Annotated in this window: 17 protein-coding genes; 11 read left to right on the forward strand and 6 right to left on the reverse strand. The window is 71.9% G+C overall.

The window, feature by feature from the left end; all coding sequences use genetic code 11:
* The first annotated feature begins 219 nt into the window (after positions 1–219).
* The 4 genes from ACYVLJ_RS17705 to ACYVLJ_RS17720 all read left to right on the forward strand — a co-directional run bounded on the left by ACYVLJ_RS17705 (position 220) and on the right by ACYVLJ_RS17720 (position 3,529).
* Complete coding sequence (locus ACYVLJ_RS17705) at positions 220–1,308, forward strand: helix-turn-helix domain-containing protein (protein WP_460439617.1); 1,089 nt, start codon at positions 220–222, stop codon at positions 1,306–1,308.
* 81 nt (positions 1,309–1,389) lie between these two features.
* On the forward strand, positions 1,390–1,824 hold the full coding sequence (locus ACYVLJ_RS17710; protein WP_451973068.1) for an XRE family transcriptional regulator: 435 nt from the start codon (positions 1,390–1,392) through the stop codon (positions 1,822–1,824).
* Positions 1,825–1,843: 19 nt separating this feature from the next.
* A complete protein-coding gene (locus ACYVLJ_RS17715; protein WP_451973066.1) occupies positions 1,844–2,434 on the forward strand; it encodes a hypothetical protein in 591 nt (196 codons plus the stop codon).
* Between the two features lie 9 nt (positions 2,435–2,443).
* Positions 2,444–3,529 (forward strand): hypothetical protein, encoded by a 1,086-nt coding sequence (locus tag ACYVLJ_RS17720; RefSeq protein WP_451973064.1) that lies wholly within the window; start codon positions 2,444–2,446, stop codon positions 3,527–3,529.
* Here ACYVLJ_RS17720 and ACYVLJ_RS17725 read toward each other — a convergent pair.
* On the reverse strand, positions 3,513–4,031 hold the full coding sequence (locus ACYVLJ_RS17725; RefSeq protein ID WP_451973062.1) for a 2'-5' RNA ligase family protein: 519 nt from the start codon (positions 4,029–4,031) through the stop codon (positions 3,513–3,515). The genes ACYVLJ_RS17720 and ACYVLJ_RS17725 overlap by 17 nt on opposite strands.
* 30 nt (positions 4,032–4,061) lie before the next feature.
* Entirely contained in the window at positions 4,062–4,481 is a 420-nt protein-coding gene (locus ACYVLJ_RS17730; protein WP_451973060.1) for a hypothetical protein, read from the reverse strand.
* Between the two features lie 156 nt (positions 4,482–4,637).
* Between ACYVLJ_RS17730 and dinB the strand changes: the two genes are divergently transcribed.
* Positions 4,638–5,828 (forward strand): DNA polymerase IV, encoded by a 1,191-nt coding sequence (gene dinB, locus ACYVLJ_RS17735; RefSeq protein WP_451973058.1) that lies wholly within the window; start codon positions 4,638–4,640, stop codon positions 5,826–5,828.
* 14 nt (positions 5,829–5,842) lie between these two features.
* On the opposite strand, the gene ACYVLJ_RS17740 is transcribed toward dinB, so the two are convergent.
* On the reverse strand, positions 5,843–6,742 hold the full coding sequence (locus ACYVLJ_RS17740) for a class I SAM-dependent methyltransferase (RefSeq protein WP_460439412.1): 900 nt from the start codon (positions 6,740–6,742) through the stop codon (positions 5,843–5,845).
* Between the two features lie 218 nt (positions 6,743–6,960).
* Here ACYVLJ_RS17740 and ACYVLJ_RS17745 point away from each other — a divergent pair, with 218 nt between their 5' ends.
* From ACYVLJ_RS17745 to fdhD, 3 genes are all read left to right on the forward strand, one after another.
* Positions 6,961–7,371 carry a histone-like nucleoid-structuring protein Lsr2 gene (locus ACYVLJ_RS17745; protein ID WP_451973054.1) on the forward strand — a complete coding sequence of 137 codons (411 nt, stop codon included), beginning with the start codon at positions 6,961–6,963 and terminating at the stop codon, positions 7,369–7,371.
* A gap of 512 nt (positions 7,372–7,883) precedes the next feature.
* On the forward strand, positions 7,884–9,185 hold the full coding sequence (locus ACYVLJ_RS17750) for an OFA family MFS transporter (protein WP_460439413.1): 1,302 nt from the start codon (positions 7,884–7,886) through the stop codon (positions 9,183–9,185).
* Position 9,186: 1 nt separating this feature from the next.
* Positions 9,187–10,020 (forward strand): formate dehydrogenase accessory sulfurtransferase FdhD, encoded by an 834-nt coding sequence (fdhD, locus tag ACYVLJ_RS17755; RefSeq protein WP_460439414.1) that lies wholly within the window; start codon positions 9,187–9,189, stop codon positions 10,018–10,020.
* On the opposite strand, the gene ACYVLJ_RS17760 is transcribed toward fdhD, so the two are convergent.
* From ACYVLJ_RS17760 to sucC, 3 genes are read right to left on the reverse strand one after another with little or no spacing between them, the layout of a single operon-like run.
* On the reverse strand, positions 10,008–10,790 hold the full coding sequence (locus tag ACYVLJ_RS17760) for a LysR family transcriptional regulator (RefSeq protein WP_460439415.1): 783 nt from the start codon (positions 10,788–10,790) through the stop codon (positions 10,008–10,010). The genes fdhD and ACYVLJ_RS17760 overlap by 13 nt on opposite strands.
* Entirely contained in the window at positions 10,790–11,671 is an 882-nt protein-coding gene (sucD, locus tag ACYVLJ_RS17765) for a succinate--CoA ligase subunit alpha (protein WP_460439416.1), read from the reverse strand. The genes ACYVLJ_RS17760 and sucD overlap by 1 nt, the downstream gene beginning before the upstream one ends.
* Before the next feature lie 3 nt (positions 11,672–11,674).
* Positions 11,675–12,820: an ADP-forming succinate--CoA ligase subunit beta gene (sucC, locus tag ACYVLJ_RS17770; RefSeq protein ID WP_460439417.1), complete on the reverse strand. Its 1,146-nt coding sequence runs from the start codon at positions 12,818–12,820 to the stop codon at positions 11,675–11,677.
* 269 nt (positions 12,821–13,089) lie between these two features.
* On the opposite strand from sucC, the gene ACYVLJ_RS17775 reads away from it, so the two are divergent.
* The 3 genes from ACYVLJ_RS17775 to ACYVLJ_RS17785 are packed head-to-tail and all read left to right on the forward strand — an operon-like array spanning position 13,090 to position 18,215.
* Positions 13,090–14,826, forward strand: coding sequence for a thiamine pyrophosphate-binding protein (locus tag ACYVLJ_RS17775; RefSeq protein ID WP_460439418.1), 1,737 nt, complete (start codon positions 13,090–13,092; stop codon positions 14,824–14,826).
* A gap of 14 nt (positions 14,827–14,840) precedes the next feature.
* Positions 14,841–16,070: a formyl-CoA transferase gene (frc, locus tag ACYVLJ_RS17780; RefSeq protein WP_451973317.1), complete on the forward strand. Its 1,230-nt coding sequence runs from the start codon at positions 14,841–14,843 to the stop codon at positions 16,068–16,070.
* A complete protein-coding gene (locus tag ACYVLJ_RS17785) occupies positions 16,071–18,215 on the forward strand; it encodes an acetate--CoA ligase family protein (RefSeq protein ID WP_460439419.1) in 2,145 nt (714 codons plus the stop codon). It abuts the gene before it with no gap.
* Positions 18,216–18,226 lie beyond the last annotated feature (11 nt).

An 18,226-nucleotide genomic window follows, 5' to 3' on the forward strand; every position in this document is an offset into this window, starting at 1 on the left:
TCGCGGAAAGTGTCGGACCCCCGGCGTAGCGTCCGGGCCGTGCGTGAATCGGTGGAAGTCGCGTCCGGCCCGGGGTACGCGCTGAGCGTGGTCAGCTGCCGGGACGACCACACCGGCTGGTCGTCGCCGGAGGTGGCGACCGCGCACCGGATGGTGCTGGTGCGCCGGGGCCGGTTCCGCCGCCGCGCCCGCGGAACGGTGGCGGACGCGGACCCGGCGATGGCCTACCTGACCGAACCGGGCGAGGAGGAAAGCTTCGCCCACCCGGCAGGCGGAGACGTCTGCACGGCGGTGACGTTCGGCGCGGACCGCTGGCACCACCTGGCGGGCGACCGAGCCGCGCGCACGACGGTGTACGCGGACGCCGCCCTCGAACTCGCCCACCGCCGCGCGGTCGCCTCGGCGGCCGACCCGGACTACGCCCTGGCGGAGCAGCTTCTGGTCTTGGTGGGCCGGGCGATCACGCAGGCGTCATCGCGGCCCGGCGGCGCACTGGTGGCCCGGGCGAGCACTCAGGCTTCACCTCGGCCTGGCACTGCGGCCACCCTGGTGGCCCGGGCCCGCGACGCGCTCGCGGCGGACGTCCCGGAGGCGGCCGGCCTGTTCCCGCTCGCGGAGCTGCTGGGGATCTCGCCGTACCGGCTGAGCCGCGCTTTCCCGCAGGAACTCGGTGTCTCGCTGACGCGCTACCGCAACCGAGTCCGCGTCGGCCGCGCCCTGGACAGGCTGGAGGCGGGGGAGCGGAGTCTGGCGGCCTTGGCGGCCGAGCTGGGTTTCGCCGACCAGGCCCACCTGACCCGCACAGTCCGCGACCACACCGGCGAGACCCCGCGGCCTTGCGCCGCCTCCTGTCCGAACAGCCAAGCGAAACCACCCACCACCCGTGATGCCCCTCCAATCACACGTGATGCCCCTCCAATCACACGTGATGCCCCTCCAATCACGCGAGATGCCTCTCCAATCACGCGAGATGCCTCTCCAATCACGCGAGATGCCTCTCCAATCACGCGAGATGCGCGCCCGATCACGCGATCGGGCCGTCCAACCGCGCGAACGGCACTGCCGAAAGCCTCGCCACGGCGGCGATGGCGTCCTGCGCCGGGTGCAGCGCGGGCCTGCGCGTCGAACCCGCTAGGCACAGCGAAGGGGTCCGCTAGGCAGGGCGGCGGCGTAAGCAAGGGGCGGCGCGGCGGGAACGGGGCTGGGCGCGTGGCCACCCCCAGCGGCCACGTGACTTCACCCCGCGGCCGCTGCGCCACCCCGGGTTCCGGTGTCCCGTTTTCGAAACACCGGACGGGGGTATCGTAGTCTTTCCGGGACAGACTGTGTCAAGTTTACGGAACAGCTACGCTGGCGAGTGTCACGTTTCCTGACCGAGAGTGGTGTGTGGTGAGCGAGGAGCGCAGTTTCGCCGAACGGCTGACGCGGTTGATCGCGACCGTGCACCCGCCGGACCGCAAGCCGTACTCCTACCGGGAGATCGCGACCGGCGTGGCCGAACAGACCGGCGTGACGATGTCGGCGACGCACGTCCAGCAGCTCGCCGTCGGCGCTCGCAAGGATCCCAAGCGCTCGCACATCCAGGCCCTGGCGCAGTTCTTCGGCGTGCCGGTGACGTACTTCTTCGACGACCAGGTCGCCGGGCAGGTCGACCAGCAGGTCGAGGACGTCGTGGCCTGGCGTGACAGCGAGGCGCGCACCCTCGCCCAGCGGGCCATGCGGCTCTCGCCGCGGGACCGCGAGACCGTGACGGCGCTGCTCGACCAGCTGGCCGGCTACGACGAGAACCGTCGCCGGGACGGCCGGCGGCGGAAGCCGGAGTGACTGCCGGCGGTCGGCTACGATGACCTCGTCCGTGATCGCGCCCCGGTGCACCCGGCTGGCGCCCGGTGAGCGGGGAGGACCCATCGACGAGCGCGGCTTGGCGGACCTCCGGGCCGGCGCCCGGGCGCGGGTCCGGACGGTGCTCGCCGCCGTCCCGGTGCCGCGGCCGTGGTCGATGAACGCCTGGGTCGACGGCCTCGAGGCGTGGCGCGGGCGGGAGATCGACCTCGTCCCGGTCGAGTACCGGCCTGGGCGGCCGTCCGGTGCCTGGCAGGCCCGCCCGGACTACGACCTGATCGCCTACGTCGAGCACACGTCGGCGCTGCACCAGGACCACATCATCGCCCACGAGCTGGCCCACATGCTGTGCGCGCACACCGGGGCCTGCCAGCTGTCGGAGTCCGAAGCCGCGCAGCTCGCCCCGGACCTCGCGCCGCAGGCGTTGTCGCACCTGCTCACCCGCGTGACGACGGGCACCGACGAGTACGAGGCGGAGCTGATCGCCGTGCTGCTGATGAGCGCCGCGACGAGCGAACCGCCCGCCGTTCAGCCGGGTGCGTCCGGCCGGGCGGCGGAGCAGGCTAGGCGGCTCGCGGCTCTCCTGGGATAGTCGCGTCTCGTGATCGACATTCTGTTCGTCGGAGTCGGGCTGTTCGCCCTGTTCGCCGGGATCTGGCGCGCGGTCCGCGCCCGCCGCACCGGCGCTGGTGCGGGGCTGGCCGTCTCGCTCATCGCGCTCGGCGCGGCGTTCTGCTTCCTCTCCAACCGCGCGCAGCTCTTCGAGAGCGAGATCTACCCGAGCCTCGGCCGGCTGCTGTCGAACCTCGCGACGATGGTCGCGGCGTACGGGATCGGCCTGACCGTCGCCGAGATCAGCGGGACCCGCGACCGCGGCCGGCGCACCCGGCTCGTCGCGCTCGGCGTCGCGCTGGCGCTGCTCGTCGTCACGTTCTTCAGCACGCCGGGGCTGCCCCGCGGCATCGGCGTGTTCGACGAGTTGTACCGCACACACCCGACGCTGGTGGTTTACGTCTTCGCCTACACCGTCTACCTCGGGTTCGCGGTCCTCGACATCGGCGTGGTGGCGGCGGTGACGATCCGCGCGAGCGGTGGCGCGCTGCGCGCCGGGCTGGCCTTGCTGCTGCTGGCGTCGGCGTTCGCGGTCGCCTACCTCGCGGGGAAGGTCGTCGCGACGATCGGGGCGCTCCAGGCCGAGCACCCGGTGAAGGCGTTGTGCAGCGGCCCGTTCTCGACGCTGCCGTGTGCGCTGGACGTCGGCTTCCCGGCGGTCTCGGTGCTGTTGATCGTGCTGGGGCTGACGATCCCGTCGATCCCGGGCATCGCCGCCGGGCGCCGCGACGCGAAGACGCTCCGCCTGCTGCGGCCACTGCGCGCGCACCTGACGCGGCGGTTCCCGGAGATCGTCCGCATCGACCCGGGCGGGCCGTCGCGCCGCGAGCGGCTGCTGACGGCGATGAGCGAGACCAACGACGGCCTCATCCTGGCCGGGGTGACGCCGGACCTGGCGGCGCCCGCGGCGGCGCGGCTGGTGCGGGCGCTGCCGGACGAGCCGGGGGAGGAGGAACCGCCCGCCGCCGGGGCGGAGCCGTTCGCCGCGGACGTCGCGCGGTTGCGGGCGATCGCGCGGGCGTACCGGAAGCTGGAGGGCGCCACGGCGGACGAGGTGGTCAGGCCGGCGCGCTGAACGGCGCTTCGAGCCGCGGTTCCCAGCCCCGCTCGGTCAGCGCCACGAGCTGCAGCGCGTCGGCTCGGACGTTCAGTGGCAGCAATGGCCGCACTTCGCCGGCGACCCGCGCGAGAGTCTCGTCTTCACCGCCCATCGCGACGGTCACGTGCGCCGGCGGGCGTGGTCCGAACCGGCCGCCGTAGGGCGGGATGTCCGGCCACCGCGCGCACGCGGCGTCGGTGACCGGCTGGAGCGACGGCGTGGGGATCGCCGCGAAACCGGGAGCCGTCACGAACTCGGCGAGCCGCACCTCGGCCGGCGCGACGTCCACGGCGAGCGAGCGGACCGCGGCCAGCACCTCGTCGGTGAGCGAGGCGTCCGGCAGGAACGGGTAGAGCGCGGTGACGTGCGCGGGGAGGCCGGGGCGGACCAGGGCGGGGTCGACCCGCCGGGCCGCGGCCAGCACGGGTTCGGCATCGGGCAGCAGGATCACCAGCGCGGTGGTTCCGGGTTCGGGCACCCCCGCATCATGACAGCCGGCCCGGGGCGGTCAGGCGACGGCGCTTTCCGGGAACCGGCCGCTGCGGGCCAGGGCGAGGCTGCGCCGGCACAGTTCGACGAGCTCCAGGTTCGCGCGGCTGCGCGGGCTCCGGCCGCAGAGCCCGCAGCGGATCGTCACGTCGCCGCTCAGCTCGTCGACCGCCACCAGGGCCTGGTGGTCGCAGCGGCGGCACCAGCGGTAGCCGATCGCCGGGTTGGTGTGGATCGGGGAGGACACGCAGTCGTGCAGCCAGCGGCGGTGCGTCCGGCAGGTCACGCGGTCGGTCGGGTCGACGCGGCCGGCGTCTTCGGCGTGGTCTTCGCGGGCCAGGGTCGAGGCCAGCAGCGGCTGCCGCGGCGCGGCGGGCCGGTCCTCGGGGTTCGGGCTGGCCCACGCGTGGTGGTCGCCGCACCGGCACTTCTCGGTCATGTCGTCCCCAGTCGTCGGGTTGATCGCTGAGATGAAGTGTGAGCCCGGTAACACGGGCCCGACAACCGGGAAAACGCTCAATTTCGGTCAGCGGCAGGGGGGTCGCGGCGGGCGGACGAGCGGACTTCGGCGCGCGGGTATGCGAACATATGTTCTATGACCGACGAGGGGCCCATCCTGCACGCCGACCTCGACTCCTTCTACGCGTCGGTCGAGCAGCGCGACGACCCGGCGTTGAAGGGACGCCCCGTGATCGTCGGCGGCGGGGTGGTCCTGGCCGCGAGTTACGAGGCCAAGGCCCATGGCGTGCGCACGGCGATGGGGGGTGCGCAGGCCCGCCGGCTGTGCCCGGACGCGGTCGTCGTGCCGCCGCGGATGTCGGCCTACCTGGCCGCGAGCAAGACCGTGTTCGAGGTCTTCCACGACACCACCCCCTGGGTGGAGGGCCTCTCGATCGACGAAGCCTTCCTCGACGTCGGAGGGTTGACCAGGATCGGCGGACGGCCGAGCCGCATCGCCGAACGGCTGCGCGCCGCCGTCGCCGAGCGCGCCGGGCTGCCGATCACCGTGGGGGTGGCGAGGACGAAGTTCCTCGCCAAGGTCGCCAGCCGGGTGGCCAAGCCGGACGGCCTGCTGGTCGTGCCGCACGACGCCGAGCTGGAGTTCCTGCACCCGCTGCCGGTCGGCGCGCTCTGGGGCGTCGGCAAGGTCACCGCCGAAAAGCTGCACGCGCGGGGGATCACGACCGTGGGCCAGCTGGCCGCCTCCGAGCCGGTCGACCTCGTAAGCATGCTGGGCCGGGCGGCCGGCGGGCACCTGCACGACCTGGCGCACAACCGGGACCCGCGCCGCGTCGAAGTCGGCAGGCGGCGCCGGTCGATCGGCGCCCAACGGGCCCTCGGGCGCGGCAGGCGGACCCCGGCCGAGCTCGATGTCGTGCTGGTCGCGCTCATCGATCGGATCGCCCGCCGGCTGCGCGCGGCCCGCCGCGTCTGCCGGACCGTGACGATCCGCCTGCGCTTCGCCGACTTCGCCCGCGTCACGCGCTCGTACACGCTGAACGAGCCGACCGCGGGCACCGGCGTGCTGCTCGGTGCCGCGCGGCACCTGCTCGTGGCCGCGTTGCCGATGATCGCCGACCGCGGGATCACCCTGCTGGGCGCGGCACTGTCCAACCTGGCCGACGAGGATCCCTTCCAGCTGTCGTTGCCGTTCGAACGGCAACGGGCGACCCAGCTCGACTCGGCGCTGGACGCCGTGCGGGACCGGTTCGGGAAGGCGGCGGTCACCCGGGCGGTCCTGCTGGGCCGTCCGGACGACCTCGAAGTGCCACTGTTGCCCGATTGACGTCCGAATGGCGTTCAGTTTCCGGAGGCGGTCATTCCGGGTGGCTCCGGAATACGGGCGTGTGCCAGCGCGGAAAGGGCGGCGGGCGCCAGCGCGTCGGTCCGGTGCCACGTCCGGGCGTCGACGCTCTCGCGCTGGCCGGCCTGTTCGACGACTTCGAAACCGGCCTCCGTCAGCAGTCCGGCCACGGCCGCGGGGGAGAGGAACGTGCGCCACGGCTCGCCCTGTTCGGCGGCGACCGGGGCGACGGCTTCGGCGTAGCCGTTTCCGGCCTCGTCCCGCAGTTCCGCGGGAAGCAGGTGATCGGTCACGATTTCCGATCCGGGGGCGAAACCGCCGAGATCCGTCAATGTGGCGAGAATCGCCTTCCGCGTCAGGTACATGGTGACACCGAGCCAGCTGACGAACACGGGGCGAAACGGGTCGAGTCCACTCTGGACGAGCCGTTCCCGGAGCGGATCGGCTTCGAAGTCGACCGGGACGAAGGTGACCGAAGGCGGTACCGTGAGGCCGGCGCGGTCGAGCAGTTCCCGTTTGGCGGCCTGGGTGCCCGGGTGGTCGACCTCGAAGACGCGGAATCGGCCCGGCGGGGTCCGATAGGCGAACGAATCGAGTCCGGCGCCCAGAATGACATACTGGTCTATACCGGAATTTGCGCGGGTGAGCCGCTCTTCGGTGAACCGGCTGCGGCACACGGCCTGCGCGCGGGCGCCGGCCAGGACGGGATGGGTGCCGTGGTTGTGGTGATAGGCGAGGAGTTCCTCGGCGCGCTCGCCCAGGAGGGGTGCCGCGAGGGGGTCGGAGAAGATGATCGGTTCGGCGTCGACGAGCAAATGTGCGGCCCGCGCGGCGGCCGCGGTGAAGGCCGTGCGGCTGATGCGGGGAGCGATAGCGGGAAAATCGGCAGCGGTCATGGTGCCACGGTACCGATTCGATTTCGAGCATATCACAAATACAAATCTCCGACAAGACAGCGCGCATTCCGGCTTGGTTGCGGTCACCCTGGACACTGGCGGCGCAGCCGCCCGGGCGGCCATTGTGGACGCTTCACGGGTGTCGCGCGTGCCGGACGGGATTCGACAGGTTAGGGTCAGTCCGACCGTGTTCTGGAGAAGATGAGGAACGACGAACCATGGCGCAACGGGTGCACGTCGAGATGGTGGACGACCTCGACGGTAGTGAGGCTTCGCAGACCGTCCCCTTCAGCCTCGACGGGGTGACGTACGAAATCGACCTGTCGGAGGACAACGCCTCCGCGCTCCGGGACGAGCTCGCGCGCTACGTCGCCGCCGCGCGGCGGACGGGCGGTCGCAAGGTGCGCCTCGCGACCGGGCAGTCGCTGTCGGGCTCGTCGGGCTCGGGCACCGACCGCGAGCGCAACCGCCAGATCCGCGAGTGGGCGCAGGCCAACGGCTACGACGTCGCCGAGCGCGGCCGCCTGTCGAGCGAGATCATCGCGGGCTTCGAAGCGGACCAGGCGTCGGCGGCCGAACCGGCCGAGGCGAAGCCGGCGCGCAAGCGGGCTTCGCGCAAGAAGTCCTGACACCGGAACTCGTCAACCCCGCGCGGCCGCCCCGGGCGTGACCGCGGCGGGATCCGGTTCGCGCGACCGGGCTGGGGATCCCGGCGTGCGCAACCGTCTTCCGCGGCCCGGCGGCACCCTCGTGCCGCCCGGCCGCGACGCCCGCGTCCCGTGTGGATCTTCCGCGGGCCACTGTGGCCGGGATCCGTTCCCGTGCGCGGTTTCCGCCACGAATCGCGCCGTCGGCGGGAAAAGCCACGGCAACCGGACATTTCCCGGCCGGTAAAGCTTGTCGGAGGGTGGCTCCGATGGCCAGACTGTCAAGTGCTCCGCGCGGCCGGTACCGCGCCGGAGCACGGCCCGGTGGCCGCCTCCTCCCTCGATGGTCACCGGGCCGCCTCCTCTCGCGCCGCGAAGCGCTTTCTCCGTCGTCTTCCCGATGACCCTGTAGACAACCGGCCTCGACAGGCGCACACTCGGACTACTCCATACTGCATACAATCTTCAGTTGTGAGTCCGAGGAGGCGGTCACGATGGCGGAGGTCCGGGACGTCTACGGACGGCGCTACCGCGTCGGCGAGTCCGACCGTGAGCTGCTCGGCCGGCCGCGGAAGTGGATCACCTGGCTCGCGGCCGCGGCGATGCTGGCGGCCGGGGTGCAGCAGTACGGCTTCGGCGCGCTCGTCCCGGCCCTCGGCCGGGCGCACGGCTGGACGTTCGGCGGGATCGTCCTGTCGCTCGCGGTCTGGGCGATCTGCCAGGCCGGGACGGCCTTTCCGGCCGCGTGGCTGCGGGAGCGCGGTCTGCTGCCGGCTCGGGCCGCGATGGCCGCCGGCGCGGTGCTGTGCGCCGCCGGGCTGGTGACGCTCGGCCACGCGAACAGCCTGCTCACCGTGTTCGTCGGCTATTCCGTGCTCGGCGGACTTGGCACCGGGCTGGTCTACGCCACCTGCCTCGGCGCCGTGCTCGCGTGGTTCCCGGACCGGACGGCGCCGAGCGCGGGCATCGTGAGCGGCGCCTTCGCCTACGGCAGCGTGCCGTTCGTCGTGCTCGCCGCCGCCTGGCCGGTCGCGCGTCCGGTGCTCCTGGACGTCACCGCGGCCGTCGTCTTCGCCGTGATCGCCGGGTGTTCCGCGCTGCTGCGGTACCCGCCGCGGCACTGGTGGCCCGCGACGCCCGAGCCGCGCGCCTGGGCGCTGGACAAGACGCACAACCGGCGTCCGGCCGTGCGGCACTACCGGCCGGCGGAGCTGTTCCGCTGCCGGACGACCCTGGCGCTGTACCTCGTCGTCGTGCTCGCGGCCGCCGTGCTGCTGTTCGACCTCGCCTACCTGGCGACGTTCGTCGCCGAGCGGAGCGGGCCGGCGCTCGCCGCGGCCGCGCTGGCCCTGCTCGCGGCGGCGACCGGCAGCGGCCGGGTGCTCATCGGACGGCTCGCCGACCGGCTCGGCCGGCACCGGATCCTGCGGTTCGCGCTGCTCGCGGGCGGCGTCGCGCAGTTCGTCCTCTTCTCCTCGGGCGAACACCGGCACGCGGTCGGCCTGCTGCTGGGCGTCGCGCTGGCCGGGCTCGGCAACGGCTGCTGCTACACGCTGCTCGTCGGCCTGGTGCGCGAGTACTTCGGGGAGGAGTCGGCGGCGCAGAACTTCGGGATCCTCTATTCCGCGAAGGCCGTCGGCGCGGTCGTCGGGATCGGCCTGGCGGCGCTGGTCGTCGCTTCGCACGGATTCGTCGGCGCGTTCGCCGCCGCCGGCGTGCTGAGCCTGGCCGGCGCGGTGCTGTCCGGGCGGCTGACCCAGCCGGGCCGGCCCAAGTCGCTGCTTCCGGCGGTCTGACGTGGGGCGGATGACGAGCCGGCGCCGGATCCTGCGCGTCCACGACGGCGGGCACACCGCGCGCCCGGACACGCTCACCGTCGAGGAGCCGCTCGAGATCCGGGTCGCGGGGAAAGCGCTCTCGATCACCATGCGCACCCCGGGTGACGACTTCGACCTCGCCGCCGGGTTCCTGGTCGGCGAAGGCGTGGTACGGGCGGCCTCGGACGTCCATTCGATCCGTTACTGCGCGGGCGCGACCGTCGACGGCGGCAACACGTACAACGTCCTCGACGTCGTGCTGGCCCCGGGCGTCGCACCGCCGGACGCCACGGTGGCACGGAACTTCTACACGACGTCCTCGTGCGGGCTGTGCGGCAAGGCGAGCCTCGAGGCCGTGCGCACGACGGTGCGGTGGCCGGTCGGCACCGACCCGTTCGGCACCGACCCGGCGACGCTCTCCCGGCTGCCGGACGAACTCCGGGCGGCGCAACGGGTCTTCGACCGCACCGGCGGCCTCCACGCGGCGGGGCTCTTCGACGCCGACGGGAAGCTGCTGTGCCTGCGCGAAGACGTCGGCCGCCACAACGCCGTGGACAAAGTGGTCGGCTGGGCGACCCGGGACGGCAAGCTGCCCCTGTCCGGAACGGCCCTGATGGTGAGCGGCCGGGCATCGTTCGAACTGGTGCAGAAGGCGGCAATGGCCGGGATTCCGTTATTGGCAGCGGTTTCCGCGCCGTCGTCGCTGGCCGTCGACTTGGCCGCCGAGCTGGGCCTTACGCTGGTGGGCTTCCTGCGCGGCTCGTCGATGAACGTCTACACGCGACCGGACCGCCTGGGTCTTCAGCCGAGCTGACCGAGCAGGGCCTTCACGGCGGGGGTGACGTCGGCCGGATGCACCGCGGCAAGCTGCCAGGGCGGTGGCCGGTCGAACCGCCGGACGGTGAGGTCGGGGAACCGCGCCGCCGCCGACGCCGGGAGCACGCACGCGGCCAGCCCGGCCCGCACCAGGTCGGAGGCGACGCCGAGGTCGTCGACTTCGAGGGCGACGCGGCGGCCGGGGAACGCCCGGTCGACCGCCTCCCGGATCGCCCAGCCCGGTGGGAAGTCCACCAGGGACACATCGCCGAGGTCGGCGGGTGCCGGGCAGGCGCCGCCGGGCGCGGTCGCGAGCACCAGCTCCTCGCCGGGCAGCAGGGTCGCCGAAGCGGCGGAGCACGGCGCGAGGGTCAAGGTGACATCCGCCTGTTCGGCACTGGCGACTTGGCGCACCTCGACCGCGAGTCCCGGGTGGACGTTCCGGAGCGCCGTCAGCACGCGGTGCAGATCGGCCAGCAGTCCCGGGCGCACGCCGAGCCGGACCCGGCCGCCGACGGGCGACACCGCCGCGCGGGCCCGGGCCGCCGCTTCGAGGGCCGCCCGCGCGGCGGGCAGGAACGCCTCGCCGGCGGGCGTCAGGACGACCCGGTGCGTCGTGCGGTGGAACAGCGGCGCGCCGAGGTCCCGCTCGAGCGCCCGGACCACTGTGGACACCGTCGACTGGACGGTCCGCAGCCGCTGGGCGGCCGCGGTGAACCCGCCTTCCTCGGCGACCGCCACCACCACCGCCAGCTGACGGAGTTCCATCAGCCGAGCACTTCGCGCACGAGCGCCGCCGTCTCGCCCGGCGTCCGGCCCACGCGGATTCCCGCGCCCTCCAACGCTTCCTTCTTGGCCGACGCCGTCCCGGCCGAGCCCGAGACGATCGCGCCCGCGTGGCCCATCGTCTTGCCCTCCGGCGCGGTGAACCCGGCGACGTACCCGACGACCGGCTTCGACACGTTCGCCCGCACGAACTCGGCCGCGCGCTCTTCCGCATCGCCGCCGATCTCGCCGATCAGCACGATCAGGTCCGTCTCCGGGTCCTTTTCGAACGCTTCGACGGCGTCGATGTGGGTCGTCCCGATGATGGGGTCGCCGCCGATGCCGACGCAGGTGGAGAACCCGATGTCGCGCAGCTCGTGCATGAGCTGGTAGGTCAGCGTGCCGGACTTCGACACCAGGCCGATCCGGCCCGGGCCGGTGATGTCGGCCGGGATGATCCCGGCGTTCGCCTTGCCGGGGGAGATGATGCCCGGGCAGTTCGGGCCGATGATCCGCGTCCGCCCGCCCGCGGCCACGGCGTGCGACCACAGCCGCGCGGTGTCGTGCACCGGGACGCCTTCGGTGATCACGACGGCGAGCCCGATCCCGGCGTCCACCGCTTCGATCACCGCGTCTTCGACGAACGGTGGCGGCACGAACAGCACGCAGACGTCGGCGCCGGTCGACGCCATCGACTCCGCGACACTGCCGAACACCGGCAGCTCGGCCGAGCCGATCGAGACGTGCTGCCCGGCCTTGCGCGGGTTGACCCCGCCGACGACGTTCGTGCCCGCCGCCAGCATCCGCCGGGTGTGCTTGGCGCCTTCGGAGCCGGTGATGCCGGAGACGACGATCCGGCTGGTCTCGTCCAGGAAGATCGCCACGGTTCAGACCTCCGCGATCGCGAGCTTCGCCGCCTCGCGGGCGGCGTCGTCCATGGTGGCCACCACGGTGACCAGGGGGTGGCCGGCGTCGGCGAGGATCCGCCTGCCTTCGGTGACGTTGTTCCCGTCGAGCCGGACGACCAGCGGTTTCGTGGCCCGGTCGCCGAGGATCTCCAGCGACCGCACGATCCCGGTCGCCACGGCGTCGCAGGCCGTGATGCCACCGAAGACGTTGACGAACACGCTGCGCACCTGGGGGTCGCCGAGGATCACGGTCAGCCCGTCGACCATCACCCGGGCCGACGCGCCGCCGCCGATGTCGAGGAAGTTCGCCGGGCCGCGGGCGCCCGCCTCGGCCGCGGCGGCCGCCACGACGTCCAAAGTGGACATGACCAGCCCCGCGCCGTTGCCGATGACGCCGATGTCGCCGTCGAGCTTGACGTAGTTGAGGCCCTTGGCACGTGCTTCCCGTTCGAGCGGGTCGCCGTCCAGGGGATCGTCGAACGCCGAGGCGCGGCGGAAGGACGCGTTGTCGTCCAGCGTGATCTTGCCGTCCAGAGCGACGATCCCGGTAGCGGTGCTCGCCAGCGGGTTGACCTCGACGAGGGTGCAGTCCTCGGCGACGAACACGTCCCACAGCTTCTCGACGACCCCCGCGACCTCGGCGCGGACGGGGGCCGGGAACGCGGCCGCCACGGCGGAAGCGTCGACCCCGGCCAGGGGGTCGACCGGCACGCGGACCAGCGCGTCCGGGGTGGTGGCCGCGACCTCTTCGATCTCCATCCCGCCCTGGACCGAGGCCATGGCGAGGAACGTGCGCCCGGCGCGGTCGAGCAGGAAGGAGACGTAGTACTCGTCGGCGATCTCGCTCGCTTCGGTCACCAGGACGCGGTGCACGGTGTGGCCCTTGATGTCCATGCCGAGGATGTCGTCCGCGGCCTGCTCGGCGTCGTCGGCGGTCCGCACCACGCGGACCCCGCCCGCCTTGCCGCGGCCGCCGGTCTTCACCTGGGCCTTGATCACCACCGGGCCGCCCAGCTCGGCGGCGGCCGAGCGGGCCGCGGCGGGATCGGCGGCCGCCCGGCCGCGGGGGACGGGTACGCCGTGCTTCTCGAAGAGGTCGCGGGCTTCGTGCTCGAAGAGGTCCATGCGGGGGCGTCCTTTCCGTGACGGGGGCAGGGCAAGGGCGTGAAGTGGTGGTCCGCGGGGGCGGGATCGAGGCCCCGGAAAAACCCTGCGGATGGCCCTGGACACGGGCTGCTTGAAGAGTGACTATATGCCTACCCCATACGGTATGCAATCTACAGTCTGCCGCGAAGAGGCCGCTGACCTCGACGGACAGGGGAGCGGCGACGTGCGGGGCGGATGACGGAGCGCCGGACAAGAGAGATCCGGCGGCGGACCAGAGGAGTTGAGCAATGGCGCTGACCACGACCGGCACCACCGCGGGGGAGAGTGCCCAGGCGACGAACGGCGCCGAGCCCGCGCCGGCCGGGATATCCGGCGGCCACCTGGTGGCGAAGGCCCTCAAAGCCGAAGGCGTCGACACCATCTTCACCCTGTGCGGCGGGCACATCATCGACATCTACGACGGCTGCGTCGACGAAGGCATCGAGGTCATCGACGTCCGGCACGAGCAGGTCGCGGCGCACGCGGCCGACGGCTACGCGCGGATCACCGGCAAGCCCGGCTGCGCGGTCGTCACCGCCGGGCCGGGCACGACCGACGCCGTCACCGGCGTCGCGAACGCGTTGCGCGCGGAGAGCCCGATGCTGCTGATCGGCGGCCAGGGCGCGCTGACCCAGCACAAGATGGGGTCCCTGCAGGACCTCCCGCACGTGGACATGATGACGCCGATCACCAAGTTCGCCGCCACCGTGCCGCACACCGCCCGGGTGGCGGACCTGGTGAGCATGGCGTTTCGCGAGGCCTACGCGGGCGCGCCCGGGCCGTCGTTCCTGGAGATCCCGCGTGACGTCCTCGACGCGCGCGTACCGCTGGCGCAGGCACGCATTCCCGAGGCCGGCCGCTACCGCGCGTCCACGAGGAACGCGGGCGACCCGGCCGACATCGAGAAGCTCGCCGACCTGCTGGTGCACGCGAAGAGGCCGGCCATCCTGCTCGGCAGCCAGGTCTGGACCACAAGGGCCACCGAGCCCGCCGCCGACCTGGTGCGCACGCTGAACATCCCGGCGTACATGAACGGCGCCGGCCGCGGCACGCTGCCGCCCGGCGACCCGCACCACTTCCAGCTCTCGCGCCGGTACGCCTTCGACAACGCCGACGTCATCGTCATCGTCGGGACACCGTTCGACTTCCGGATGGGCTACGGCAAGCGGCTGTCGAAGGACGCCACCGTCGTCCAGATCGACCTCGACTACCGCACGGTCGGCAAGAACCGCGACGTCGACCTCGGCATCGTCGGCGACGCCGGCCAGGTCCTCGCGGCGGTCGCCGAGGCCGCGTCCGGCCGCGCCGACAACGGCTCGGTCGGCCGCAAGGTCTGGCTGGAAGAGCTGCAGGCCGTGGAGGAGAAGGCGAAGCAGAAGCGGCTGCCGCTGCAGCACTCCGACGCGAGCCCGATCCACCCGTACCGGCTGGTGCACGAGATCAACGAGTTCCTCACCGAAGACTCGATCTACATCGGCGACGGCGGCGACATCGTCACCTTTTCCGGCCAGGTCGTGCAGCCGAAGTCGCCCGGCCACTGGATGGACCCCGGTCCACTCGGAACACTCGGCGTCGGTGTCCCGTTCGTCCTGGCCGCCAAGCACGCGCGCCCGGACAAGGAAGTCGTCGCGCTCTTCGGCGACGGGGCGTTCAGCCTCACCGGCTGGGACTTCGAGACGCTCGTGCGGTTCGACCTGCCGTTCGTCGGGATCGTCGGCAACAACTCGTCGATGAACCAGATCCGCTACGGCCAGGCCGCCAAGTACGGCCTGCCGCGCGAGCGCGTCGGCAACACCCTCGGCGACGTCCGCTACGACGAGTTCGCCCGGATGCTCGGCGGCTACGGCGAAGAGGTCCGCGACCCCGCCGACATCGGGCCGGCGCTGCTGCGGGCGCGCGAATCCGGCAAGCCCTCGCTGATCAACGTCTGGGTCGATCCCGACGTGTACGCGCCCGGAACCATGAACCAGACCATGTACAAGTGAGCGGAGGCCAACGCATGGGCAAGGCATTGGAGGGCGTCCGCGTCCTCGACATGACGCACGTGCAGTCCGGTCCGTCGTCGACGCAGCTGCTCGCCTGGCTCGGCGCGGACGTGATCAAGCTCGAGACCCCCGGCCGCGGCGACATCACCCGCGGCCAGCTGCGGGACGTCCCCGGCGTCGACAGCCTGTACTTCACGATGCTGAACGCCAACAAGCGCAGCATCACGCTCAACATGAAGAGCGATGAGGGCAAGGAAGTCTTCGAAAAGCTCGTGTCCGGAGTGGACATCCTGGTCGAGAACTTCGGCCCGGGCGTCGTCGACCGGTTCGGGTACCCGTGGGAGAAGCTCTCGGCGCTGAACCCGCGGCTGATCTACGCCTCCATCAAGGGCTTCGGCCCCGGCCGCTACGCCGACTTCAAGGCCTACGAAGTGATCGCGCAGGCCATGGGCGGCGCGATGAGCACCACCGGCTTCGAAGAGGGACCGCCGACCGCGACCGGCGCGCAGATCGGCGACTCCGGCACCGGCATCCACCTGGTGGCCGCCATCCTCGCCGCGTTGTACCAGCGGACGTCCACCGGCCGCGGCCAGCGGGTCCAGGTCGCCATGCAGGACGCCGTCCTCAACCTGTGCCGCGTCAAGCTGCGCGACCAGCAGCGCCTGGCGCACGGGCCGCTCGGCGAGTACCCGAACGACCAGTTCGGCGACGAGGTCCCGCGCTCGGGCAACGCCTCCGGCGGCGGCCAGCCTGGCTGGGCGGTGAAGTGCGCGCCCGGCGGCCCGAACGACTACATCTACGTGATCGTCCAGCCACCCGGCTGGGCCCCGCTCGCCCGGCTGATCGGCAGGGGTGAGCTGGCCGAGGACCCGGCGTGGGCCACCCCGGAGGTCCGGCTGTCCAAACTGGACAAGATGTTCGCCCTCGTCGAGGAGTGGACCGAGAAGCACACCAAGTGGGAAGTCATGGAGCAGCTCAACGCCCACAACATCCCGTGCGGCCCGATCCTCTCCACGAAGGAACTGATCGAGGACGAGACCCTGGCCGAACTCGGCTCGGTCGTCGAGGTGCCGCACCCGGAGCGCGGCAGCTTCAAGACCGTGGGCTGCCCGCTCAAGCTGTCGGATTCGCCGGTCGAGATCGAACGGTCACCGCTGCTCGGCGAGCACAACGACGAAGTACTGGCGGAACTGGGCTACAGCGAAGCGGAGCTCGAGAAGTTCCGCGCGGCGGGGGTGATCTGAGTGGCGGATCGCGCGGCGGTCGAAAAGATCCTCGACCAGGCGGCGGCCGAGGGACGGTCCGCCCTGACCGCGCCCGAGGGGCGTGCGGTCTGCGAGGCCTACGGCATCCCGACCCCGGCCGAGCGGCTGGCGACCACGGCGGACGACGCCGTCACGCACGCCGCGGAAATCGGCCTGCCGGTGGTGCTCAAGGTCGTCTCACCGGACATCCTGCACAAGACCGAAGCCGGCGGCGTGCTCGTCGGGCTGAGCGATCCCGACGCGGTCAGGACCGGCTTCACGAAGATCGTCGAGAACGCCAGGGCGTACAACGCCGACGCGGAGATCCTCGGCGTCCAGGTCCAGCGGATGCTGACCGAGGGCCAGGAGGTGATCATCGGCTCGGTCACCGACCCGACGTTCGGCAAGGTCGTCGCCTTCGGCCTCGGCGGCGTGCTGGTGGAGGTGCTCAAGGACGTCACGTTCCGGCTCGCGCCGACGAGCACGGAGGAAGCGCTGTCGATGATCGACGGCATCCAGGCCGCCGAGATCCTCCGTGGCGTCCGCGGTGCCGACCCGGTCGACCGGGACGCCCTCGCCGCGGTGATCACGGGCCTCGGGCAGCTGGTCACGGACTTCCCGCAGCTGTCCGAAGTGGACCTCAACCCGGTGCTGGCCACCGCGAGCGGCGCCACCGCCGTCGACGTCCGGATCCTGGTCGACTCGGACGCGGCGAAGGAGCCGTACCGGTTCACCCAGGAAGAGATCCTGGCGTCGATGAACCGGATCATGAAGCCGGCGTCGATCGCGGTGATCGGCGCGTCCGCCGAGGCCGGGAAGATCGGCAACTCGGTGATGAAGAACCTGGTCAACGGCGGCTACGCGGGCGAGATCCACCCGATCAACCCCAAGGCCGCCGAGATCCTCGACCGCAAGGCGTACGCCGGCATCTCCGACGTCCCCGGAGACGTCGACGTCGCGGTGTTCGCCATCCCGGCGAAGTTCGTCCCGGCCGCGCTCGAGGAGGCCGGCAAGAAAGGCGTGGCGGGCGCGATCCTCATCCCGTCCGGCTTCGGCGAGACCGGCAACATCGAGCTGCAGGACGAGGTCGTCGCGATCGCGCGCAAGCACGGCGTCCGCATCCTCGGGCCGAACATCTACGGCTACTACTACACGCCGGAGAACCTGTCGGCGACGTTTTGCACGCCCTACGACGTCAAGGGCGGGGTGGCGCTGTCGTCGCAGAGCGGCGGCATCGGGATGGCGATCCTCGGGTTCAGCCGCTCGGCGAAGATGGGCGTGTCCTCGATCGTCGGCGTGGGCAACAAGGCCGACATCGACGAGGACGACCTGCTCACCTTCTTCGAGCAGGACGACAACACCCAGCTCGTCGCGATGCACCTCGAAGACCTCAAGGACGGCCGCTCGTTCGCGGAGACGGCCAAGCGGGTCTCGAAGCGCAAGCCGGTCGTCGTGCTCAAGGCCGGGCGGACGTCGCAGGGCGCGAAGGCGGCCAGTTCGCACACCGGCGCGCTGGCCGGCGACGACAAGGTCTACGACGACATCCTCCGCCAGAGCGGCGTGATCCGGGCGCCCGGGCTGAACGACATGCTCGAGTACGCCCGCGGCATCCCTCTGCTGCCGACGCCGAAGGGCGAGAACGTCGTCATCATCACCGGTGCCGGCGGCTCCGGGGTGCTGCTCTCGGACGCCTGCGTCGACAACGGACTGTCCCTGATGGACATCCCGCCGGACCTCGACACGGCGTTCCGGAAGTTCATCCCGCCGTTCGGCGCGGCGGGCAACCCGGTCGACATCACCGGCGGCGAGCCGCCGTCGACCTACCGCAACACCATCGCGCTGGGCCTCGAGGACGACCGCATCCACGCCCTGATCCTCGGCTACTGGCACACCATCGTCACCCCGCCGATGGTGTTCGCGGAACTCGTGTCCGAAGTGGTCGAAGAGTACCGCGCCAAGGGGATCCACAAGCCCGTTGTCGCGTCCCTGTCCGGTGACGTCGAAGTCGAGGAGGCGAGTGACCACCTGTACGACCGCGGCGTCGTCGCGTACCCGTACACCACCGAGAAGCCCGTGGCCGTGCTCGGCGCGAAGTATCGTTGGGCGCGGGCCGCGGGGCTGCTTTCGAACCTGAGTCAACGCTGACGAAGGAGAAC

The sequence above is a fragment of the Amycolatopsis stemonae genome, from assembly GCF_054781455.1.